This is a genomic window from Virgibacillus oceani, assembly GCF_014638995.1.
Lineage (GTDB): Bacteria > Bacillota > Bacilli > Bacillales > Amphibacillaceae > Virgibacillus_E > Virgibacillus_E oceani.
In genome coordinates this window covers 70,756-93,292 of sequence record NZ_BMFR01000013.1, presented here as the reverse complement: position 1 = coordinate 93,292, position 22,537 = coordinate 70,756, and the positions used below count along the sequence as shown (strand labels likewise).

The following is a 22,537-nucleotide window of genomic DNA, read 5'->3' as shown; positions in this document are numbered from 1 at the left end:
CTTATACAGTAAAGCATCCTCCTTTTCATTTATCCAAAGAAAAAGTCAAATATATTTCCGCCAGTTGAGCTTCTTTTGTTATAGAACTCGGAGTATCCACAGTTCTTGCAGTATACTACGATGAACTGATTATTTTGCACATCAAACATTTTGGATAGGCCAGTCCCGGTCATAGCCACTTCTTTTTTGTCAGCATCTGTGCTGCCACATTTAATACATCCTTTAGATTCTTCCATTTTTTTCACTCCTTTAGATGTATTACGAAATAATTGCTGTATTTGTTTCATTTTTTATTATTGAGGACACTATCATGCTTCTTTAATGGATTGCCACTTGGCTAAGGATTCAGCGGGAATTGCATATGTATTTCAACAGTTCAAATATGACCAAATCCTTACATTTTTCCCATAAAACGCACAAGCTATAAAATGGCTTGTGCGTTGATTTTAATCCTTTTCATATTTATTATGATTTGGCGTAACACCGGTGAAATTGCCATCAATGTCTGCTGACAAAAATTGTTCTAAATCCTCTACAGCCCCAACATTTTCATCACTGTTTGCATACATTTCATCATAACTTTCCTGATCACCGTAAATATCTGATGGCGTATTGGATGTACCATAGCGACTTACATCCTGCCATGCATCTTCTGCATCATATTCTGTCTCTATTTCATCACCGGGATCATTCGGATTAATATTCGGGCTAAATACTTCCTCTTCAACCGGACGATTCCGCTCAAAAGTATTGTTTGAGGCATGTTCAATACATACGTCCGTTGTCGGAATTGCTTCCAGACGTTCATATGGTATATCTCTTCCGCATTTCGTACATATTCCATAGGTACCATCTTCTATTGCATGAAGCGCCTCATTTATTTCCTCCAGTTCTTCTTCGGCATGCTCATTCAATGCCACATCCTTTTCCCGGTCATAAAGTGCAGTTCCATGTTCAGCAGGATGGTTGTCATAATTGGACAATTCCCCAATCGATTCCTGCGCAAATTCAAATTTCAGGCCAAAGTGATCCTGTACATGTTTAATTAGTTCATTTTGACGTTCCTCGAGTGCTACTTTACATTTATTTAATTGATCGTTTGTAATCATTGTAACCAGCCTCCATTCAAAAGAAAGGGATTGCTAGTTATACTATGTGTAAAAGCAGTAAGTTGATTCTTTATTTCTTCTCTAAAATCATGTCAATATGTGGAATATTGTCCTCTAAATATGAATCACTGATTTGCCTAAATCCAAACGATGAATAGAATTTCTTCAAATATTCCTGCGCCTGAATCTTTATTTTGTTTTCGTTCCATTCTTCAAAAATGTACTCAATTGCCCGCTGCATAATTTCCTTTGCATACCCCTGTCCGCGGAATTTTTCGGAAACCAGTACCCGTCCAATCGAAACCTCAGGATATTTTGATTCTTTAGGTACAATCCGAACATAAGCCGCAATCTCATTATCAACCTTTAAATAGTAATGAATCGAACGCTGGTCATGGTTATCCAATTCATAATACGGACAAGCCTGCTCCACAACAAAAACATCCACACGAGCCTTTATAATTTGGTACAATTCGTCTGCGGAAAACTCTTGAAATGATTTAATATACCAATTCATAAAATCCATCCTTTTTTTGAATACTATACCACATTTAAAAAGGATTTTAGCTCCTTTTTGTCGAAATTGTTAGTATTACGGACAAAAGGAGCAACGATATAATGATAACAAAGGATAGTACTATAGGCTTTGTCGGAACCGGAGTAATGGGGAAAAGCATGGCAGCAAATTTACAAAAAGCGGGATACAATTTAACCATTTATACAAGGACGAAAGACAAAGCACAGGGCCTGCTGAATAATGGTGCCGTTTGGAAAAGTTCAATTGCGGAATTAGCAAAATCCTCTCAGGTAATCATAACAATGGTGGGCTATCCAAATGATGTTGAAGAGATTTATTTTGGTAAGGACGGCATACTTGAAAATGCAGAAAAAGGCACATATGTTATTGATATGACAACATCAAAGCCTTCATTAGCTGAAGAGATTTATAAACAAGCTACCGCAAAAGAAATAAAAGCTTTAGATGCGCCTGTTTCTGGAGGCGATGTTGGAGCAAAAAATGGAACGCTTGCGATTATGGCCGGTGGTGATCAAGCTGCATTTGACAAGGTCTTTCCACTTCTGGAGATTATGGGCGGACAAATAATTTTACAGGGCGATGCTGGTGCTGGGCAACATACAAAATTATGTAACCAAATTACAATCGCTTCAAATATGATCGGGGTATGTGAAGCAATTGTATATGCTAAAAAAGCAGGACTTAATCCAGTAAGTGTACTTGACAGTATTACAACTGGCGCTGCAGGAAGCTGGTCATTATCCAATTTGGCGCCAAGAATGGTTAAAGGGGATTATGCACCAGGATTTTTTGTTAAGCATTTTATAAAAGACATGACGATTGCGCTTGAATCAGCTCAAGACCTGGGTTTATCAACACCTGGGTTATCTCTTTCATTAAGTTTATACAAAGAGCTTGCTGAAAAGGGTGAAAATGATAGTGGTACCCAAGCCTTGGTAAAACTATTTCAGTAATTCTATTTCTGATTTTACTTTATCAGCTCCTCAGGACTAGTGTCTGTGGAGCTTTTTATTCTTATTTGCTTGATCAATTTCTGCCTGAACAAGGAATGCTAAATCGTCATTGCCAAAAAGCTGCAGCACATTTATTACGGTTTGATTTGGTATTTCTTCTGATTCTTCTTTTGACACTGTCAGTTCTAATGCTTCATTTAAAGCAGCATTTTTCATTTGGTCTGGATAAGCTTTTTGATATAGTTCCCTAGGATCATGGCCATTGTTTATACACCACTGTGCATATATTAAAATCATCATTTTTTCATCGTTCTGATAGCTTTCTATAACTTGTTTTTCTATATCTTTATTGTCCATTTTACTCACCGACTTTTCGCAGCATAAATACCCACATAAATGTCAGGGCCTGATTTAATTCAATTGGGAGATCCTGATAATGCTTTTCTTTTACACCCTCTTTATAAACTCCAAATCCGTCTATATATTCAAATTTATGTTCAATTGCCAATTGCTGAAATTCCCATGGCATCATCGTGTTGCAAATCGTTTTCTCTCCATGCAGTCGTGGATAACTATTTGCACGTGGTCCCGCTGTTGGACCTAGTATACCCACACATAAAAACCCATCCTTCTTTAAAACTCTCCATAATTCATTTAGAGCGTTTAAAGGAACCTCAGTCCATTCCAGCACATTCACTGCCATCATTCCATTAAAGCTTTCATTATCAAAGGGTAAATGATTAACATCCCCTTGCAAAAAATTAATTTCTTCGCTTTGCAATCGCTTCTTGGCACGGCTAATCATTTCCGTAGAAAGATCCATTCCCATAACGTTATATCCAGATTGATGCAATTTAAAGGAACCATATCCATCACCACAGCCAATATCAAGAATCTTTTTACCTTTTGCAATGTACTTCTCGATAAAAGGGATAATATCTTTCCTGCTTCCTTTATCCCACATATTGACACTTCTTTCATTCCAAAAATCGGCACGGCTATCCCATTGTTTTTTTGCCTCTTCATGCCAGTCAAAGGATCCCATTTATGTCACCCTTTCCGCTAAATACTTATTTCAATGATAGAGGATTTTTATATGGTTGGAAAGCTTTTAGCAGTTTTTTATAAGAACGAAAATAGAAAGCGCCTGTAGTCTCATTTATCAAAAAAAAGGCATATCTCACGGTTGAGATAAGCCTTTTTGGATTTATATATTATTATAGACGAGTTACGTTAGCTGCTTGTGGTCCGCGGTTACCTTCAACAATTTCAAATTCAACGTCTTGGCCTTCTTCAAGCGTTTTGAAACCTTCAGCTTGGATAGCTGAGAAATGTACGAATACATCGTCTCCGTCTTCACGTTCGATGAAACCGAAGCCTTTTTCTGCATTAAACCATTTTACTTTACCAGTCATTAAAATGACCTCCTTATACAAATATCGTGCAAAGTAATTGAATCATAAATACTATTACACCACTTTGATAAAGAGATCGTAAAGTATTATTCAAACTCCAATTTCCTTTTGCACTTTTAAGTTTACCCTTTCATCCTTAATAAAGCAAGCAAATTAAACAAAATGATATAATAAATTTAATTAAAAAACACAATTTTCTTTTAATTAATCAGGCTTGGAAAACATGCGTTTAAACTCCCTGATAAGCTTGAAATTATAAGTCAACATTGATAAAATAAGTTCTTGCAAGATTATAATATAATAGGACTGCCATGCATTTATATCTTGCAAATATGAATGATAGGTGGTAAATCAATATGGAAAATACAGAACAATATCAGGTTTTATTGTACTACAAATTTGTACCGATCGAGGATCCAGAAATATTTGCAGAGGAGCATTTGAAATTTTGCAATGATCTAGGATTAAAGGGACGGATTCTGATTGCAAAAGAAGGAATTAATGGAACAGTATCCGGCACAATTGAACAGACAGAACAATACATGACATTCATGCATGGCGATGAACGTTTTCAAGACATGACATTCAAAATCGACAAACATGATAAGCATGCATTCAAGAAAATGCACGTAAGACATCGCCCAGAGCTCGTTACACTTCGACTCGACGATGCAGTCAGCCCAATTAAAAAAACAGGAACATTCTTATCACCAAAAGAATTCTACGATGCAATGCAGGATGAAAACGCAATTATTTTAGATACACGAAATGATTATGAGTATGAGCTTGGCCATTTCCGCGGAGCAATCAACCCGGATATTGAATCTTTTCGTGATTTGCCTGAATGGATTCAGCAGAACAAAGAACAGCTCAAAGGAAAGAAAGTATTAACCTATTGCACCGGCGGCATTCGCTGTGAAAAATTTACCGGCTGGCTAATGGACGAGGGAATTGAAGATGTAAATCAGCTTCATGGCGGAATTGTTACGTATGGCAAAGATTCCGAGGTGCAAGGCGAACTATGGGACGGTCAATGTTATGTATTTGATGAACGTATTTCTGTTCCGGTTAATCATAAAGAACACGTTATCGTAGGGGTTGATTACTTTGATGGTCAGCCTTGTGAACGCTTCGTAAATTGTGCAAACCCTGAATGCAATAAGCAAATTCTCTGCTCTGAAGAAAATGAGCATAAATATATGCGTGGCTGCACACATGAATGCCGTGTAAGTCCACGAAACATGTACGTAAAGGAACATGACTTATCGCAGGAAGAAATCCAGCACAGGCTTGAAGCACTTGGAGAAAATATGAAGCAAGAAGCATAAAGTATGGACGGCCTATTCAGGGTCGTCTTTTTATTTGCAAAAAATGGGACAGGCAAGAATTTATCCACCTGTCCCTTTGACTATGATGCTTGTTGTTTTGCTTTATCCGACCTACTTTGAACATATTGAAGTGCTGCAATCGCTCCAGCAAGTACAAATCCGATCAGAGAGAATATTGGATCTGGGTAAACCAGTAATATTCCACCTGCAAATAATACAATCCGCTCAATCCAATTTACTTTGTTAATAAAATGCCCGATCATACTTGCACTAATACTTGCCATTCCAAGCAGTGCAGTGATAACAGCAATAGATACGTTTGTTACGTTAGCATCTCCCTGTAATAGAAGAATTGGATTCGAAACAAACATATAAGGAATAATAAACGCGGCTACAGCCAGTTTTACAGCCGTCACACCCGCCCTCATCGGGTTCGCGCCGGCTATACCTGCGCCGGCATAAGCGGCTAAGCAAACTGGCGGCGTAATATCGGCCACAATTCCAAAATAGAATACAAACATATGAACAGCTATTACTGGCACATCAAAGGCCAATAATGCTGGTGCAGCCATTGTTGCTGTTACAACATAGTTTGCTGTAGTAGGCAGACCCATTCCTAAAATGATACACGCAATCATTGTAAAGAACATAACTAGGAAGAATTGTCCTTGTGCAAGTTCAATAATTCCGCCAGCAATTTTCGGTCCTAATCCTGTAGTCGTTACCGTACCAGCGATTATACCTGCAGTCGCACAAGCCGCGATAACTGGCAATGCAGTCCTCGCACCTTCCTCAAGAATTTTAATAATTTCTTTTAGTGACATTCTCGTATCTTTTCTAAAGAAACTAATTACAAACGCCGTACCTATAGCGAATAACGCAGCATACGTTGGGGTGTAACCAGCAAGAAGAAAGCCAATGATGATCACGAGTGGAAGGAATAAATCTAACCGCTTTACCAGATTTTTTATTTTTGGTAGCTGATCGGCTGCTAATCCCAAAACACCTTGCTTCCTTGCTTCAAAATGTGTACCTAAAAATACACCGGAGAAATATAAAATAGCAGGAATGATTGCAATTACAATGATTTCGTTATATGGAATCCCTGTATATTGCGCCATAATGAATGCTGCAGCTCCCATAATTGGGGGCATGATTTGTCCACCAGTCGAGGCAGATGCTTCTGTTGCAGCAGCAAAGTGCGGCTTAAATCCTGCGTTTTTCATCATTGGAATTGTAAATGATCCAGAACCTACTGTGTTCGCAACAGAGCTTCCACTTACCATCCCTTGCAGACCACTGGCTGCTACCGCTGCTTTTGCTGTTCCACCAGTATATTTACCGGTTAAGCGTAAAGCAATATCATTAAAAAACTGCCCAATATTTGTTTTTACTAACATCACGCCAAAGAATAAGAATAAATAGATATACGTAGATGAAATCTGTATTGGGATACCAAATATAGAACTTGAACTAAAAAACATTTCTGTCGCTAGTGATGGCCAATCATACCCAGCGTGTCCAATAACCGGAATATATTGACCTAACAACCCATAAAGTAATGCCACAATGGCAATTATTACAATTGGAAGACCTACAACACGTCTTGTTGCCTCTAATAAAAGCAAGATACCTGCTGTTGCAACAATTTGATCAAATGCTGTAAAACCAAATATGATTGCTTCATTGATTAAGCGATCATAACTGTAAATAATATAAAAATTGGTAAATAGTGCCGCAAATGCTAGTAATGCGTCATACCAAGGTACACCTCTTTTTTTCACCATCGATGATTTTATTGGATAAAACAGATATACCAAGCATAATGCTGCACCTAGATGAATAGCCCCTTGAATTAACGAAACATAAGCACCTTTATATGCAGTATAGAGCTGGAAGATGGTTAAAGCACCACCCAAAATGAGCGTTACCCATCCCCATGGTCCTAAATTTGTACGAAAATTACTTTCCTTATCGTACTTTTTCATCAATTCATGCTGGTCAATCTGTTCTGTAGCCTGTGCAGTCATGGTTTCCCCTCCATTCCGCTTGTCTGTATTTTGAGGTGAAAGAACCGGACAATCGTGTCCGGTTCTTTCTATTATTCAATAATACCGACTTCTTTATAATATTTCTCTGCACCTGGGTGAAGCGGCAAATCACCGACACCAGTTAATGCACTATCTTCTGTAATTAATTTTGCTTGGGCAATCGTCATGTCGCCACCTTTTTCAAACAATGTCTTCGTTAAATCATAAGCAAGATCTTCACTAATTGCTGATTTTGATCCAAGAAGCAAAGCCATTGCGGTTACTGTTTGAACAGGCTCTTTTTGCCACTCATATGTTCCCGGTTCAACCGTATATGCCTCGTATTGGCTATTGTCTACTACTTCTTGTAAAGCGTCTCCTTCAATATCAAGGAACTTAACCTCTTTTGTAGCAGCCTGCAGCTCATCAGTTGATGAAGATGGAACACCTACAACCTCAATAGAAGCATCGATTGTTCCGTTTTGCAGTTTACTTTTAGCGTCACCAAAGCCTTCTTCATATGCTTCATAGTCGCCTTCTTCAATACCATATGCCTTCAAAATTAACTCGGCTGCTGCACGAGTCGCTCCACCTGGAGGTCCAACTGCAACTTTTTTACCTTTTAAGTCCGCGATTGATTCTATTCCAGTTGACTCTAACGTAGCTACTTGAACCGCTTCAGGATAAAGAGAAGCAATAACAGCTACATCGCTGGAATCTTTTCCTTCGAATTCCCCTGCTTGGTCAACAGCATCAATCAATGTAGTGTTTTGTGCGATACCAAGCTGGAAATCCCCACCCTGTATTTTAGCTATGTTTTCAACGGAAGCACCTGACTCTACCGAACTGACATCGAATCCATCAACATCAATGTTGTTCTTCCATAGAGTAGCCATTTCAGCGCCAAGCGGATAGTAAACACCACCGACACTACCGGTCCCCATGGTAAGGTTTGTCACAGCTTCCTTCTCCTTAGCATCATCGCCGCCGGATCCTTTGCCGCTCTCACCGCAAGCACTTAAAACCATGCCAATAGCAAGAATCAGGACAAGTAAAAATAGAGTTCTTTTTCTCAAAATAACTCCCCCTTTGTATTTTTTATTCAAATCATATTACTAGTAAAGCAACATGATTAAAATCAAAACAGTTTTCCATATTGAAAACGTTTTATTATGTATTTTACCTTTTTTTCGCCCATTCTTCAAGTTTTAAGAAAATTGCAAAATGTATCAGCTGCATTTTTGACACCTTCTTATTATGTTGCTATCCTTTAATTTAAGGAGCTGATTTGCTTGTCCATTTATCATTTTTCAGCAAAAACAATTATGGGTGATGATAAATCATTAAACGATTACAAAGGAAAAGTTCTTCTTATTGTGAATACAGCGAGTGAATGTGGTTTTACACCACAATTTGAAGGATTACAGACTCTGTACGAACAGTATAATAATCAGGGATTGGAAATTATTGGTTTCCCTTGCAACCAGTTTAACAATCAGGATCCTGGTAACGATAAGGAAATATCTGCCTTTTGCGAACGAAATTATGGTGTAACTTTCCAGATGTTCAGTAAAGTAGATGTTAAAGGAGACAATGCACATCCATTATTTGTTTATCTTACAAAAGAAGTACCTGGAATGCTTACGAAACAAATTAAATGGAATTTCACCAAGTTTTTAATTGATAGAAATGGCGAGGTTATTAATCGTTATGCACCGCAGACGAAGCCTGAAAACCTGCAAAAAGATATTGAAAATGCATTAGATGAATAATAAAAGGACCTTTCCATTGCTGATTGGCTGATGGAAAGGTCCTTTTATTATAGTATTTTATCTAAAAATTGTTTTGCTCGCTCTGTACCGGGGTTGTTAAAAAATAGAGCAGGTTCCCCTTCCTCTATTAACTTTCCTTCATCTAAAAACAGTATTCGGTCAGCAACCTCTTTTGCAAAATTCATTTCATGTGTCACGACGATCATCGTCATCCCGGTTTGTGCAAGATCCTTCATTACATCCAGTACTTCCTTAACCATTTCTGGATCGAGTGCTGAGGTTGGTTCATCGAATAACATGACTGCGGGATCCATTGCAAGCGCCCTAGCTATTGCCACACGCTGTTTTTGACCGCCTGACAGTCGATTTGGGTATGCATCCATTTTATCGGATAGACCAACCTTTTCGATTAACTGTTTGGCAATTGATTCCGCCTCTGCCTTTTTCACTTTTTTCACTTTTTGCGGGGCATAGGTAACGTTTTCCAGGACGGTCATGTGGGGAAATAAATGAAAGTGCTGGAATACCATACCGATATTTTTTCTAATTTCCATCTTATCTGATTCGGAAGCGGTAATCTCTTCATCGTTTACCAGAATAGTTCCAGATGTCGGCTGCTCCAAAAGATTTAAGCAACGTAATAAAGTTGATTTACCAGAACCTGATGGACCAATGATCGCAACAACTTCTCCCTGTCTAAACGTTGTCTGGATGTTCTTTAGGACAATATTTTTATCAAAGTTTTTAATTAAATTCTTCACTTTAATCACTTAGTCTCATCCTCCGTTCGACAACCTTACCTGCCGAGGTTAATACGTAAACCATTACCCAATAAATAACACCGGCAAATAATAATGGCTCGAAATTATGAAACGTATCTGCACCGACAATTTGTGCACGCCTCATTAAATCTAAATAACCTATAACTGAAACGATAGCGGATTCCTTCGTTAATGTAATAAATTCGTTCATTAATGCAGGTAAAATATTTTTCAACGCTTGTGGCAATATAATATTTCTCATCATTAGTTTGTATGGAACGCCTAATGCTTGTGCAGCCTCTGTTTGACCCTTATCAACTGCCAAGATGCCAGCACGGATTATTTCAGACACATATGCCGCCGAATTTAATCCAAATGCTAACACCGCGGAGAGAAATGGCGATATATCATACCCTGTTAGTTGCGGAACAGCAAAGTAAATAATCATTAATTGCAAAATTAAGGGTGTACCGCGAAAAATGGATGTATATGCATTTGCAAACCACTTGAAAAAGGGATTATTCGTAATTTTACATAAAGCTAGTAACGTCCCCAAAATAAATCCTGCTATTATACATACACTTACAAATTTTAATGTGACCCATATTCCTTCCAGCATAAAAGGAATATAAGGCACGATTTGGCTGAAATCCAAATTCATGCCTTAACACCTCGTCTCTCTAGTTGAATTTTACTGTATTTCCGACAGCCACTTATCCTTTAATTCTTGCAGCTTTCCGTTTTCCTGTAATTTTTTTAGCACTTGGTTTACGTCTTTTACTAGGTCACTATCCTTTGGAAAAGCAATTGCCATTCCTGGTGAACTTGTTGTAGGATCATCAAATCCTTCTAAATCTTGCTCTTTTATATAACCGACTGCAACCGTTTTATCCATATAGGCCACATCAATACGATTTGATTTTAGTTCCTGGATTAGGATATTGGCATTATCAACCTTTTTAACCTTAAATCCATATTCTTCACTTAATATTTCTGCACCCTCTTCTTGAATCGTGCCTAATTGAACACCAACCGTTTTCCCTTTTAAATCTTCTAACGTTTTATTCTTGGAATCTGGCAAACTAATAAACATTTCGCCTGAACGATTATATTCGGTAGAGAAATCTACATTCTTTTTACGCTTCTCCGTTGCACTCATCCCAGCCATTACCATATCAACACGCTTCGCTTGCAAAGACCCCACTAACCCATCAAACTTCATATCTTCAATCTGTAACTCATATCCTAGTTCATCTGCGATCATGTTGGCTAAATCGATATCAAAGCCTTCGAAATCCCCTTCCGTATCACGGGACTCAAATGGAGGGAAGTCCGCCGAGGTTGCCATTTTTAAAATCTTGTCGTTTTCTGAATTACTAGTTTCTGAGCTTGCACTATTATCACTGCCACAAGCCGCCAGTGTACTAATTACTATTAAAAAAACAATTATTTTACCAAATGAGAATTTCATATGTTATACGCTCCTTATGTTTATAAAATTGTTTGCATTTTTATGCGTTTGTGCGAATAAAAATTATTTGCTTTTAAATTCGCGTTTGATTTCTTCCAGTAATTCAGTTTCTGTCAAAATATCATATCCAGTTTGGGCTAATGAGAGTGCCCCATTGGATAAAATTTGATGTCCCACGTTTGTAATGGTTATATCCGCGAATTCCTTTGTATGTGCTATTAGCCCTGGCTTATATAAACCTATATATGGATGAATTGCCGGAACAACCTGACTGACGTTTCCCATGTCTATTGAACCGTAACTTGCTTTAGCCTGATGAATGGTCTGTGCATCTGTTTCTTGCAGATTTTTTGTAAATGCTTCAGATAGTGTGTTATTTGTAATCATGTTGTCATAGCTTAATTCATAATTGGAAATCTTAAGTTCAGCACCTGTCATAAGTGCTGCGCCATTGGCAATTGCTTTCACCTTTTCGACTATTTCATTTAACAATGGACGTTCTTTGGCACGAACATAGAATTGTGCAACGGCTTTGTCAGGCACTACATTTGCCGCTTGCCCGCCTTCTGAAATGATGCCATGAATACGGACGTCTAAGGGAACATGCTCTCGTAATGCATTGATTCCGTTAAATAACTGGATAACACTATCAAGCGCGTTAATCCCTTTCTCAGGTGAAGCTGCGGCATGTGAGGACTTCCCTGTATAAGTGAACTGAATTGCATCCATCGCAAGCGAATCGCCACTTACATATGACTGATCAGAAGGATGTAAGATCATCGCAACGTCAATGTCCTCAAAAACTCCCTCTTCGCTCATTGGTACTTTTGCGCCATTCGTTTCTTCAGCCGGTGTCCCTAGAACGATAATCCTTCCACCAGTTTCCGATACTAGTTTACTAAGGATGACACCCGCACCAGCACTCATCGTGCCAATTAAATTATGCCCGCATCCATGACCCACACCAGGTAACGCATCATATTCAGCTAAATATGCAATGGCAGGTCCAGGTCTCCCGCTGTTAAATTCCGCTTTAAAAGCGGTCGGTCTGTTTACGATACCTTTTTGTATGTTAAATTGATGCTTTTGTAAAAAATCTATGAGCAGTTGTGATGACTCAAATTCCTGATCGCCAAGTTCTGGATTTTTATATAAATGATCACTCATATTCCAAAGCTGTTGTTCTATCTTCTTTATTTCCTCACTCAATTTGTGCTTCATAAAAAATCACCTTCATTATGCATATTTATAATTTAATATGTATATTTATACCACGAATGAATCAGGAAATGCAATAGTTTTTTTACATAATTTTTGAGTGGATAGGGTTTTGCTCCCTGTGGTTGATGTTTGCTCTCTCCGGTTGATGTTTCCTCTCTCCGGTTGATGTTTGCTCTCTCCGGTTGATGTTTGCTCTCTCCGGTTGATGTTTGCTCTCTCCGGTTGATGTTTCCTCTCTCCGGTTGATGTTTCCTCTCTCCGGTTGATGTTTCCTCTCTCCGGTTGATGTTTCCTCTCTCCGGTTGATGTTTCCTCTCTCCGGTTGATGTTTCCTCTCTCCGGTTGATGCAACATAAAAAAACGAGCGCTGCTTCACGCGCTCGTTTATATTATTAATATGCTTTTGCCCAATAAACTAATTCTTTTGCTTCCTTGCCGCAGCATACACATGTATCTGACACTTTCTCTTGTTCAAATGGAATACAGCGTGATGTTGCAGCTGTCTCTTCTTTAATCTTTTCTTCGCATTCTTGATCTCCGCACCACATTGCTTTAATGAATCCTGTTTTTTGATCAAGCGTTTGTTTAAATTCTTCCATATCCTTTGCAATGGTGGTTTTTTCGTTGCGGTGTGCCAAGGCTTTATCAAATAGTCCCTGCTGTATTTCTTCCAACAATGCAGGTAAACGGTCCTCCAGGTCACTAAGTGCAACGAATTCTTTATCACCGGTATCACGGCGGACTAATACGACTTGTTCTTTTTCAATATCTTTTGGACCCATTTCAACGCGGACGGGAATACCTTTCATTTCGTATTCGTTGAATTTCCAGCCCGGCATTTTATCACTGGCGTCGATATCCACGCGAATGATTTCTTTTAACTTATCGCGTAATTCGTATGCCTTATCCAATACGCCTTCTTTGTGTTGTGCAATTGGTACAATCATTGCCTGTGTTGGTGCAATTCGTGGCGGGATGACCAAACCGCGATTATCACCATGTACCATGATTAATGCACCCATGATCCGTGTGGAAAGCCCCCATGATGTTTGATGGACAAACTGGCTTTTGCCGTTCTCGTCTAAATACGTAATGTCAAACGCTTCAGCAAAACCTGAGCCAAAATGATGGGATGTCCCGGATTGCAGAGCTTTTCCATCATGCATTAAGCTTTCAATTGTTAAGGTATACTTAGCGCCGGCGAATTTCTCCTTATCCGTTTTGCGGCCTTTATAAACTGGAATAGCTAGATATTGTTCTACAAGGTCTGCATAAACACCAAGCATTTTATTCGTTTCTTCAGATGCATCCTCATCAGTCGCATGTGCCGTATGTCCTTCCTGCCAATGGAATTCAGATGAACGCAGGAATGGGCGGGTTGTTTTTTCCCAGCGAACCACATTCCCCCATTGATTATACAATTTTGGAAGGTCACGGTATGAATGTATATTTTTTGAATAATAGTCACAGAAAAGTACCTCCGAGGTTGGACGAACTGCAATTCTTTCGGCTAATTCTTCATCCCCACCATGTGTAACCCAAGCAACTTCAGGGGCAAAACCCTCTACATGGTCCTTTTCTTTTTGGAGCAGACTTTCTGGAATAAATAATGGAAAGGCAACATTGGAATGCCCTGTTTCTTTAAACTTCCTATCCAATTCATCGCGAATATTTTCCCAAATGGCATAACCATATGGCTTAATAATCATTGTCCCTCGAACTTGTCCATAGTCAACCAACTCAGCTTGTTTGACGACATCTGTATACCATTGGGCAAAGTCATCTTCCATTGCCGTAATTTTTTCCACAAACTGTTTATTTTTCTTACCCATACTGAACACCTCTTTAAGAAAATTTATTAAAATATATAAAAGACCTCGTATCCCTATAATAAGGGACCGAGGTCTGGTGGTACCACCCTTGTTTGCAAAAGGAAAACCGTGTTATATGAGCCAATGTTAAATAAACTGTCGCCCTTTAACATCTGGTCTCTGGCTTCCATCTTGCCACTCTGCGTGATAACGGTTATAAACCGCGCTTTATCTCACAGCAAATTTGCCGAAAGAATAGCGAACTTAAAGGCAGGTTCCAATTCGTGTCTTTGGAAATTCACACCGGCCATTTCCTCTCTTTCAAAGACAACTGAATTGTACTATTCCTTATCAACGTTTCCTATATTGTATTTTTAAATATATAGTGATGTGAAAGTAATGTCAAGCCCTACTCCTTCATAACCTTTTCAAACCTTGAGAACGTGTTTTCCCCTTCACCAGTACATCCGATAAAAGTATATCCCGCTTCCTCGTAATACCGGTTTAATACTGGATTACTAGCAATACAGTCCAGACGTAAATATCCCTCACTAATACTATTATTCTCATCAATCCAATGCAACAGTTTGCTGCCAATCTGATTATCGCTATGGTCTCTGCTCACTGCAAGTCGGTGTAAATAATAAGCATTGTCCTTTCGTTCACCCCAAATTGCTACATCCCACTCATTTTGGTTAGGTGAAAGATTAAAAGTGGCAACTATGTTTTTATCATTATCTTCAACCACATATGTAGTACCCGACGTAATATCCTGTCTTATTTCGCCGTCTTCACCGCCATTTCGTAAATATTCCCACTGCTGAATACCTTTTTTCTCAAGCCAAAATGCGACATTTCGCAAAAGCTGCAGTACATCATTTGTATCGTCTACCTTTGCCACTCTAACCGAATACTCGTCGAAACGATCCGTTAAAAAAAGTTCCCTCATAAAATTGTACCCCCATTCAGGATTATTTTATAAAAAGATATCAGTCCTAAGTATGAGTCAAATTCAAACTTACAGCCGTTACATAACTATGTCATCCTGCTAAACTTATACATAAAAAGATGCTGGGAGAGACGACAAAGTGAGTATATTAAAAAATAAAAATTTCTTCGTATTATTTATAGGAAGAATTATAACAAATATTGGTGATAGTATATATTATGTTGCCGCAATGTGGTTAGTTTATAGTTTAGGTGGAAATGCATTTTATTCAGGGCTAGCAGGATTTTTAACGCTTCTCCCTTCATCTTTACAATTTATTACTGGTCCTTTTGTTGATCGTTGGCCAATCAAACGGACATTAATGATTACGCAAATACTTCAAGCAATACTTATTTTAATTATCCCGGCAGCTTATTACTTTCATGTGTTAACCATTCAGCTTGTTCTTATCATCATGCCAATTGTGTCATTCATTGAACAATTCGCTTATCCATCACAAACAAAAGCATTGCCCTTAATCTTAACTAAGAAAGAGTTAGTAAAGGGAAATTCATATTTCTCTTTTGCATATCAGGGTATAGATTTAGTTTTTAATGCAATTTCAGGCATACTAGTAGCCTTTGTTGGGGCTATTACACTTTATCTGATGGATTCAATAACATTCGCTATCGCAGCTATCCTGTTTGCTTCATTGAAAATCCCTGCATCGGCAGAAGAAAGGATAACACATAAAAAAGGGATTATACATGCTGCAGGAACCTATCTTACAGAGTTAAAAGAGGGCTTTTCCATTGTATTTGGTTCTTTAATGGCTACCTTCTTAATTGGTTCCATTGTTGCAAATGCTGCAATAGGTGGTATGCTTGCAATTTTACCAGCATTTGCTGATAACCGTGGTGGATCAGAAATATATGGGTTATATTTAGCAGCAATATCAATGGGTGCCTTAATTGGTGCACTTTTTGCATCTCGAATGGGAAGATTCCGCGTTGGACTCTTTACCATCTGTGCTTTTTTGATTGCCTCCATATTATGGATTATATCTAGCTTACTGCCTTGGACATATGCTGCTATTATTTTGTATGGGATTGCCTGGATACCGGTTGGCGGTACTAATGTCATATTCGCTGCAACTATCCAAACCGTTGTACCGAACAGACTTCTCGGCAGGGTTAATTCAGTATCCGCCAGCATGAGTACAATTGCCATGCCGATCGGTTCGTTAGCAGGAGGATATTTTGCAACGATTACTAATAGCACAATCATTTTTGCTATTACAGGGCTTGGACTATCCTTTGTTTCATTAGTTTGGTTAATTCACCCCGGATTACGTAATTTACCAAAAGCGGAAGCATTATCACCGGAAACGTTTGGATTGGACTTTACTGACAAGCAGTTGAATATATCTGAACAAAATTAAAGCTGCAATATGTGAAAAAATCGCTAGCACCAATTAGAGCTATTAAACTTAAAATGAAAGGCAAGGGCTATCCCTTTGCCTTTCATCTAAATAACTTTTGCACCCAACGTATTCGCAAAATGCCCTAACGCCCATTCATGTCCTGCTTCATTAAAGCTTGCAACTGCATCCCTGTGTACAACAATATGAAACCCTTTATTATAAGCATCAACAGCAGTATGCAGCACACAAATATCGGTACAAACTCCAACCAAATGAACTTCATTAATTCCTCTCTCACGGAGTTTAATCTCTAAATCTGTTCCTGCAAAGGCGCTATAGCGGGTTTTATCAAAATAATAAACATTTTTGTTATCCTTATATTCCTGATAAACGGTTGCTAATTCACCATAAAGATTGCGGCCTTTTGTACCTATAAGATTATGAGGAGGAAATAATACAGATTCCGGATGATGCTGGTCCCCATCGGTATGCGCATCAATCGCAAATACAACATAATCCCCTGTGTTAATAAACTCCTTTGTCAGCGATACAATCTTTTCCTCAATTGCCTGTCCCGGTTTACCGCACGAGAGTTTCCCATTATCAGCAACGAAATCATTGGTATAATCGATGTTGATTAAAGCTCGTTTCATCCTATCCATCCCCCTTTGCAAGGCCTTATTCGTCTCTTTTATTTATTTCTGCTAATGGGTCAAATCCATCGCCTACCATTTTAAATGAATTCTTTCCTTCATTTAATTCAGAAACAAATACATCCCAGTTAGCAGCGTTAACAGCAATTAGAAATAAACGATCCAATACATCCAAATCGCCAATTGCCATTATCTTTTCTTTAATATCGTCGGGAACACTACCGAACCTCATATGAATTAAGCCTAACAAATCCTCTTTTTCCGTTACACTTACTGTCTCGTGACGATGGTCTTCATGTTCATGATTCATTGCAAAATCCCTCCAAAGTTTATTCTGGGACAAGGGTTCTGTCCCACTATTTTAAGATAATTTTGTGTCGTTCTCCTTTTGTTCGTAATGCTGCATGATAGGTTGGGCCAACTTTATCTGTATAGGTAAAACCATATTCAATTGCTGTTGTCACAAAGCTTTTGGCCGACCTTACTGCTTCTGCCACTGTTTTCCCTTTTGCAAGCTCAGCAGTAATAGCGGCAGAGTATGTACATCCAGCCCCGCTTGTATTAACCGTATCAATCCTTAGGGCCTCAAAAGAAGTAAACGTTTTTCCATCATAAAGAATATCAATAGCCGGACCCTTTAATCTTCCACCTTTAACTAAAACATACTTTGGACCTAATTGATGCAATTCGACAGCGGCTTGTTTTAAATCATCAACGTTATTTAAAGTACGTCCGTCTAACAAAAATGACGCTTCAGGCATGTTTGGTGTAATTATAGTTGCTAGAGGGATGAGTTTGTCCCTCATCGCTTCAATAGCATCGTCCTCCAACAATTTCGAATCCAGCTTTCCTACCATAACTGGATCAATAACAATATGCTGCGTGTCCGACCCGCTAATAATTTCTGTGGTTTTCTCAATTACTTCCTTGGAAAATAGCATTCCTGTTTTTAATGCGTCTACTCCAACCTGGTCGACAGCTGTTGCGTATTGCGCTTCTATTGCTTCAATGGTTTGAGGGTGTACATTTTTATTCGTAACAGGATGTCTAGCCACTATTGCCGTAACGACACTCATTCCATACACATCTAGTTCCTGAAATGTTTTAAGATCCGCTTGAATACCAGCGCTCCCACCAGCTGCAGAACCTGCAATTGTTAACACTCGTGGTGGTTTATCCATAAAAAATCCCCCTTTCTCGGAATGTTTTCTAAAAGAATGTTGTATTTACACATAAGACATATAATGCGACGTAAGGAATAATTCATATTCCGTTAAATTAAAACTAGCTTGAGAATATTATAAAATAACCGACAATATCATATGTAGTGCATTATAATCTCATTGCAATGATGAGTAGAACGAAATAGAAAAATCATTTACCCTCATACTAGCAGCCCGTATACACGGAGACTCCTGTGGGAGATGAGGCATCGGTGAGACCCCGGAGCGCGTCAGCGTGAGGAGGCTCATCAGCCGCCCACGGAAAGCGAAGTGTATACGGGCTGCGGGACCAAAGAGCGTCCAAAATAATGCAAAATCACCACAAGTATTTACGTCGCATTTTACGGATACTGCACAATAATGCAACAAAATTTACGAAAATAGCTTTTGGTTAAACAAATACGACAACAAAAAACCATACAATCATGATCAGCTGTATAACTACTTTTGCCACTGCACCACCTAAGAATCCAATCAGCGAGCCAATGGACGCTTGAATAGCCTCTTTTGCCGTTCGCTTCTGAATCAATTCTATAACAAAAACAGCAATAAATGGTAAAATTAGAATCCCAAATGGCGGAATGACAAACGATCCAATGATAACCGCAATTGCCGCACCGCGTTCTCCCCACTTACTTCCACCAAATTTCTTAACAAAATAACTGTTTGCTATTATATCGGATACGATAAGGATGACTGTCAATATCGCCATTGCAATCCAGAAAATTGTCGTTAATTCGTCCGCATTGATTACAAAATGATATAGTAAAAAGCCACCCCATAGAACAAGCGGAGATGGGATAATCGGAAAAACGATCCCAACAAAACTCAAAATAAATAGAGCCGCAATGACAATCCATATGATAATATCCAGCATGTCTACCTCCATCAATTATTTACTTTGCATCTTTTTGAAAAAAGCTAGATAGCTTTTTTTCTTCCTTTGCAATAATACGTTTATAATTCTCCATATGTTTCATTATGGATAAAACCGAAAGCAATATCACAATCACTGCAGGTTCTATCCCGAAAAAATAATACGTCGTAACTAAAAATGAAATGTACATAAACAAAACACCAATAACCAGGTAATCAGTTGCAAAGGTTAAAATGAGCAGAATACCAATTCCAATCACAGCAATTTTCCAATCTATAGCCAGCAGCGCGCCTACTAACGACGCTGTACCCTTCCCACCACTAAATTTCATGGCAATCGAATAATTATGACCAATAATTACAAAAAGTGCATTGATGTATACAAGCAGTGTTTGGGTATCACCAGTAATCCCGTATTCATTTAAAATAAATAATAATAAAATAATGGATAAAGTCGCTTTAAAAATATCGATAAGTGCAACAAAAATGCCATACTTCCACCCTAATAAAATCGTTGTATTGGATGCACCGGCATTTTTTACGCCAGCATTTTTTATATCTATTTTTTTATACTTTCCGACTAACTGTGAACCATGAATACTTCCAAACAAATAGCCAATAACAATACTTAGAAGATAATACATCGTTTTCCCCCTTTCGTTCATTCTATATATAATATATTATGTCGACAAGCGCATTACACGTTTTGTATAGACTGTTACCCATGGTTATTTACGAAAACATACCTCGAACAGTTTCATTATGATTTCATCTAAAGGAGTACGAAACTATTGAAAAAGATAAATAAAGATATCCTAACCTGGGTTATCATCATTCTATTCTTTACACTCATCATCATTGCCTACAATCAAGTTAATAATAAATACACAGATTTCGGGGAAGATGCAGCATTGCCAGCAGAACTGCACCCTATCGTTGAGGAGAAGAAAGACATTCTGCTAAAAAAAGCATCCAAGATTGGCATTACTGTTATCATTACTGAAAAGGTCCGCTCCATTAAACAGCAGAATGAATTATATAGACAAGGACGTGTAAAAGAGGGAGACGTTGTGACACACGCAAAAGGCGGAGAATCCTATCACAATTATGGATTAGCTTTTGATTATGCCTTGGAAAATCAAGAAGGAGAACTTATTTGGGATATTCATTATGATGGAAACAACAACGATAAATCCGACTGGTTTGAGGTAGCTGATCTTGCAAAAGACATGGGTTTTACCTGGGGTGGGGATTGGCATCATTTTAAAGATTACCCCCATTTACAGATGGACTTTGGACTAAGTATTCGTCAACTGAAAAATGGATTAAGGCCAAAAGCAAAATAATAGACAATCAATATTGCAGCATTTTATACTAAAATTATCTTGAATTCAAAATAAATTATAAGGAGGATATCGTAATGGAGCAGCTTAAAGGAATCCATCATGTATCCGCAATAACGGCTAATGCAAAGCAAAATTATCATTTCTATACAGAAATACTTGGAATGAGGCTAGTGAAAAAGACAGTTAATCAGGACGATACATCGGTATATCATTTATTTTATGCTGATGAAAAAGGAAATCCTGGTACAGACTTAACCTATTTTGAAATACCTCGTGCAGGCACTACCTATCCTGGAGTTAGCAGTATTTCAGATACTTCCTTACGTGTCCCTAATGATCAGGCTTTAGAGTATTGGCACAATCGGCTAAATGAATATAATGTGGACAATGATGGGATAACAATAGAGAATGAGCGCAATGTTATTCATTTTCGGGATCCTGAAAAACAACGATTAACACTTGTATCGGATGAAACAAATGTTGGAGTACAAGGCGGAAACCCATGGGCAAACAGCACTGTTCCAGCTGATAAAGGCATTCTTGGTCTAGGACCTGTGAAGCTTACAGTAAATAACCCGGCCCCAACGATTACAGCATTAACTGAATTGCTGACATTCAAACAGGTGAACAGCTATCCATCATCCGCAAAAGGACAACCGGACATCCTTGTGTTTGCAACCGGTGAAGGTGGGACAGGTGCAGAGATACATTTGGAAGAACGGAATGATTTACCTAAAGAACGGCCTGGACGTGGCAGTGTTCACCATGTTGCATTTCGTGTAAAAGACGAAGCAGAATTAGCAAAATGGCGGGAACGTATACAGACGCAGCGCGTACCAAATTCCGGTTTAGTGGACCGCTTCTATTTCAAATCATTGTATTTCAGAGAACCGAATGGCATTCTATTCGAATTAGCTACAGACGGACCAGGGTTTGCAACTGACGAAGCTATTGATCATTTAGGGGAATCTCTTGCATTGCCGCCTTTTTTCGAGGATCGCCGCGAGGAAATTGAAGCGAAATTAAAACCATTGGATACGAAAAGACCGCATTAGAATGTGCGGTCTTTTTCGAATCACTGCTTGTTTACCGTTCCAGTTGCTTCATCCGTTTCTTCTGGCATTGGATCAACGGTATGTTTATAATTATACCCTTTAGAAATGGAAACCAGCGTTAATAGTAACACCACAAGCATAATTACCACTGCAATTGCAATATATGCGAACATTAACTTTACTCCTTGCTTATTCATTCATGTTTAATACATAAACTTCTTTTTCCCGTTTCCAGCCTTTTTGTTCAAAAAACTGATGTACACCCGTATTCTTCGTTGTTATTGCTGCAAAAAGTTGACTGATTCCTTTCTTCCCGGCAAATCGCTCCACTTTTTGATACAGATGTTCATCAAGGCCCTTTTTCTCGAAATCAGCATCAATGGAAAGCTCTTCAATAAAAATTGTCCGTGAACCGTGGTCAATCCGAAATAATAGGAAGGCAGCAATACTCCCATTTTTCTCAACCAAATAGAGTTTTCTATTTTCCGCTTCCATAATTGCAGTAAAGCTAGTCTTGTCTAGTTGAAAATAAGTATCAGTTAAATGACTATTCTTTTTCGTATTATTTATTCTGGAAACCTCGGAAAAATCCTCATATCCAGCTTCTCTTAATTTATACAATTT

General features: G+C 38.4%; 27 protein-coding genes and 1 other annotated feature. Of the genes, 6 read left to right on the top strand and 21 right to left on the bottom strand.

All coding sequences use genetic code 11. From position 1 onward, the window contains the following. Positions 1-29: 29 nt before the first annotated feature. The 3 genes from IEV74_RS14570 to IEV74_RS14560 all read right to left on the bottom strand — a co-directional run bounded on the left by IEV74_RS14570 (position 30) and on the right by IEV74_RS14560 (position 1,626). A complete protein-coding gene (locus IEV74_RS14570; protein WP_188456117.1) occupies positions 30-236 on the bottom strand; it encodes a zinc ribbon domain-containing protein in 207 nt (68 codons plus the stop codon). A gap of 210 nt (positions 237-446) precedes the next feature. After that, positions 447-1,109 carry a TraR/DksA C4-type zinc finger protein gene (locus tag IEV74_RS14565; RefSeq protein WP_188456104.1) on the bottom strand — a complete coding sequence of 221 codons (663 nt, stop codon included), beginning with the start codon at positions 1,107-1,109 and terminating at the stop codon, positions 447-449. A 70-nt stretch (positions 1,110-1,179) separates the two neighbouring features. After that, a complete protein-coding gene (locus tag IEV74_RS14560; RefSeq protein WP_188456103.1) occupies positions 1,180-1,626 on the bottom strand; it encodes a GNAT family N-acetyltransferase in 447 nt (148 codons plus the stop codon). Between the two features lie 101 nt (positions 1,627-1,727). Between IEV74_RS14560 and IEV74_RS14555 the strand changes: the two genes are divergently transcribed. Next, entirely contained in the window at positions 1,728-2,600 is an 873-nt protein-coding gene (locus IEV74_RS14555) for an NAD(P)-dependent oxidoreductase (protein WP_188456102.1), read from the top strand. A 36-nt stretch (positions 2,601-2,636) separates the two neighbouring features. Here IEV74_RS14555 and yxiS read toward each other — a convergent pair whose 3' ends face one another. The 3 genes from yxiS to IEV74_RS14540 form a co-directional block, all read right to left on the bottom strand. After that, the gene (gene yxiS / locus IEV74_RS14550) at positions 2,637-2,957 is read right to left on the bottom strand and encodes a protein YxiS (protein ID WP_188456116.1); all 321 of its coding nucleotides are present in this window, start codon (positions 2,955-2,957) and stop codon (positions 2,637-2,639) included. 1 nt (position 2,958) lies between these two features. Next, positions 2,959-3,645, bottom strand: a complete 687-nt coding sequence (locus IEV74_RS14545; protein ID WP_188456101.1) for a class I SAM-dependent methyltransferase — start codon at positions 3,643-3,645, stop codon at positions 2,959-2,961. A gap of 172 nt (positions 3,646-3,817) precedes the next feature. Next, positions 3,818-4,015, bottom strand: a complete 198-nt coding sequence (locus tag IEV74_RS14540; RefSeq protein WP_021288643.1) for a cold shock domain-containing protein — start codon at positions 4,013-4,015, stop codon at positions 3,818-3,820. Positions 4,016-4,371: 356 nt separating this feature from the next. Here IEV74_RS14540 and trhO point away from each other — a divergent pair, with 356 nt between their 5' ends. Further along, positions 4,372-5,343, top strand: a complete 972-nt coding sequence (gene trhO / locus IEV74_RS14535) for an oxygen-dependent tRNA uridine(34) hydroxylase TrhO (protein ID WP_188456100.1) — start codon at positions 4,372-4,374, stop codon at positions 5,341-5,343. Positions 5,344-5,423: 80 nt separating this feature from the next. Here trhO and IEV74_RS14530 read toward each other — a convergent pair whose 3' ends face one another. Both IEV74_RS14530 and IEV74_RS14525 read right to left on the bottom strand, forming a co-directional pair. Next, positions 5,424-7,373 (bottom strand): TRAP transporter permease, encoded by a 1,950-nt coding sequence (locus IEV74_RS14530; protein ID WP_188456099.1) that lies wholly within the window; start codon positions 7,371-7,373, stop codon positions 5,424-5,426. 71 nt (positions 7,374-7,444) lie between these two features. Further along, positions 7,445-8,449, bottom strand: a complete 1,005-nt coding sequence (locus IEV74_RS14525; RefSeq protein ID WP_229683206.1) for a TAXI family TRAP transporter solute-binding subunit — start codon at positions 8,447-8,449, stop codon at positions 7,445-7,447. 216 nt (positions 8,450-8,665) lie between these two features. Here IEV74_RS14525 and IEV74_RS14520 point away from each other — a divergent pair, with 216 nt between their 5' ends. Beyond that, complete coding sequence (locus IEV74_RS14520; protein WP_188456098.1) at positions 8,666-9,145, top strand: glutathione peroxidase; 480 nt, start codon at positions 8,666-8,668, stop codon at positions 9,143-9,145. Positions 9,146-9,192: 47 nt separating this feature from the next. On the opposite strand, the gene IEV74_RS14515 is transcribed toward IEV74_RS14520, so the two are convergent. The 6 genes from IEV74_RS14515 to IEV74_RS14490 form a co-directional block, all read right to left on the bottom strand. Beyond that, positions 9,193-9,915 carry an amino acid ABC transporter ATP-binding protein gene (locus tag IEV74_RS14515; protein ID WP_188456097.1) on the bottom strand — a complete coding sequence of 241 codons (723 nt, stop codon included), beginning with the start codon at positions 9,913-9,915 and terminating at the stop codon, positions 9,193-9,195. Beyond that, positions 9,908-10,567 (bottom strand): amino acid ABC transporter permease, encoded by a 660-nt coding sequence (locus tag IEV74_RS14510; protein ID WP_188456096.1) that lies wholly within the window; start codon positions 10,565-10,567, stop codon positions 9,908-9,910. The genes IEV74_RS14515 and IEV74_RS14510 overlap by 8 nt, the downstream gene beginning before the upstream one ends. Positions 10,568-10,597: 30 nt before the next feature. After that, complete coding sequence (locus IEV74_RS14505) at positions 10,598-11,377, bottom strand: transporter substrate-binding domain-containing protein (RefSeq protein WP_188456095.1); 780 nt, start codon at positions 11,375-11,377, stop codon at positions 10,598-10,600. 63 nt (positions 11,378-11,440) lie between these two features. Beyond that, positions 11,441-12,598: a M20 family metallopeptidase gene (locus IEV74_RS14500; protein WP_188456094.1), complete on the bottom strand. Its 1,158-nt coding sequence runs from the start codon at positions 12,596-12,598 to the stop codon at positions 11,441-11,443. A gap of 392 nt (positions 12,599-12,990) precedes the next feature. Then, positions 12,991-14,430, bottom strand: a complete 1,440-nt coding sequence (gene proS, locus IEV74_RS14495; protein ID WP_188456093.1) for a proline--tRNA ligase — start codon at positions 14,428-14,430, stop codon at positions 12,991-12,993. 58 nt (positions 14,431-14,488) lie between these two features. Next, positions 14,489-14,773, bottom strand: a binding site (T-box leader). Positions 14,774-14,818: 45 nt separating this feature from the next. Further along, positions 14,819-15,358, bottom strand: coding sequence for a GNAT family N-acetyltransferase (locus IEV74_RS14490; protein ID WP_188456092.1), 540 nt, complete (start codon positions 15,356-15,358; stop codon positions 14,819-14,821). Between the two features lie 139 nt (positions 15,359-15,497). Between IEV74_RS14490 and IEV74_RS14485 the strand changes: the two genes are divergently transcribed. Beyond that, positions 15,498-16,778 (top strand): MFS transporter, encoded by a 1,281-nt coding sequence (locus IEV74_RS14485; protein WP_188456091.1) that lies wholly within the window; start codon positions 15,498-15,500, stop codon positions 16,776-16,778. Between the two features lie 86 nt (positions 16,779-16,864). On the opposite strand, the gene IEV74_RS14480 is transcribed toward IEV74_RS14485, so the two are convergent. The 5 genes from IEV74_RS14480 to IEV74_RS14460 all read right to left on the bottom strand — a co-directional run bounded on the left by IEV74_RS14480 (position 16,865) and on the right by IEV74_RS14460 (position 20,156). Then, on the bottom strand, positions 16,865-17,413 hold the full coding sequence (locus IEV74_RS14480) for a cysteine hydrolase family protein (protein ID WP_188456090.1): 549 nt from the start codon (positions 17,411-17,413) through the stop codon (positions 16,865-16,867). A 25-nt stretch (positions 17,414-17,438) separates the two neighbouring features. Continuing rightward, positions 17,439-17,723 (bottom strand): hypothetical protein, encoded by a 285-nt coding sequence (locus tag IEV74_RS14475; protein WP_188456089.1) that lies wholly within the window; start codon positions 17,721-17,723, stop codon positions 17,439-17,441. Positions 17,724-17,769: 46 nt separating this feature from the next. After that, positions 17,770-18,594: a bifunctional hydroxymethylpyrimidine kinase/phosphomethylpyrimidine kinase gene (thiD, locus tag IEV74_RS14470; RefSeq protein WP_188456088.1), complete on the bottom strand. Its 825-nt coding sequence runs from the start codon at positions 18,592-18,594 to the stop codon at positions 17,770-17,772. A gap of 433 nt (positions 18,595-19,027) precedes the next feature. After that, the gene (locus tag IEV74_RS14465; protein ID WP_188456087.1) at positions 19,028-19,513 is read right to left on the bottom strand and encodes a DUF456 domain-containing protein; all 486 of its coding nucleotides are present in this window, start codon (positions 19,511-19,513) and stop codon (positions 19,028-19,030) included. 19 nt (positions 19,514-19,532) lie between these two features. Further along, complete coding sequence (locus IEV74_RS14460; RefSeq protein ID WP_188456086.1) at positions 19,533-20,156, bottom strand: glycerol-3-phosphate acyltransferase; 624 nt, start codon at positions 20,154-20,156, stop codon at positions 19,533-19,535. Between the two features lie 147 nt (positions 20,157-20,303). On the opposite strand from IEV74_RS14460, the gene IEV74_RS14455 reads away from it, so the two are divergent. Together IEV74_RS14455 and IEV74_RS14450 are read left to right on the top strand one after the other, a co-directional pair. Continuing rightward, on the top strand, positions 20,304-20,858 hold the full coding sequence (locus IEV74_RS14455; RefSeq protein ID WP_188456085.1) for a M15 family metallopeptidase: 555 nt from the start codon (positions 20,304-20,306) through the stop codon (positions 20,856-20,858). Between the two features lie 74 nt (positions 20,859-20,932). Further along, the gene (locus IEV74_RS14450) at positions 20,933-21,913 is read left to right on the top strand and encodes a ring-cleaving dioxygenase (protein ID WP_188456084.1); all 981 of its coding nucleotides are present in this window, start codon (positions 20,933-20,935) and stop codon (positions 21,911-21,913) included. A gap of 20 nt (positions 21,914-21,933) precedes the next feature. Here the strand turns inward: IEV74_RS14450 and ytzI are convergent, their stop codons facing one another. Together ytzI and IEV74_RS14440 are read right to left on the bottom strand one after the other, a co-directional pair. Then, positions 21,934-22,110, bottom strand: coding sequence for a YtzI protein (ytzI, locus tag IEV74_RS14445; protein ID WP_229683205.1), 177 nt, complete (start codon positions 22,108-22,110; stop codon positions 21,934-21,936). Beyond that, complete coding sequence (locus IEV74_RS14440) at positions 22,103-22,534, bottom strand: GNAT family N-acetyltransferase (RefSeq protein WP_188456083.1); 432 nt, start codon at positions 22,532-22,534, stop codon at positions 22,103-22,105. The genes ytzI and IEV74_RS14440 overlap by 8 nt, the downstream gene beginning before the upstream one ends. Positions 22,535-22,537: the final 3 nt, after the last annotated feature.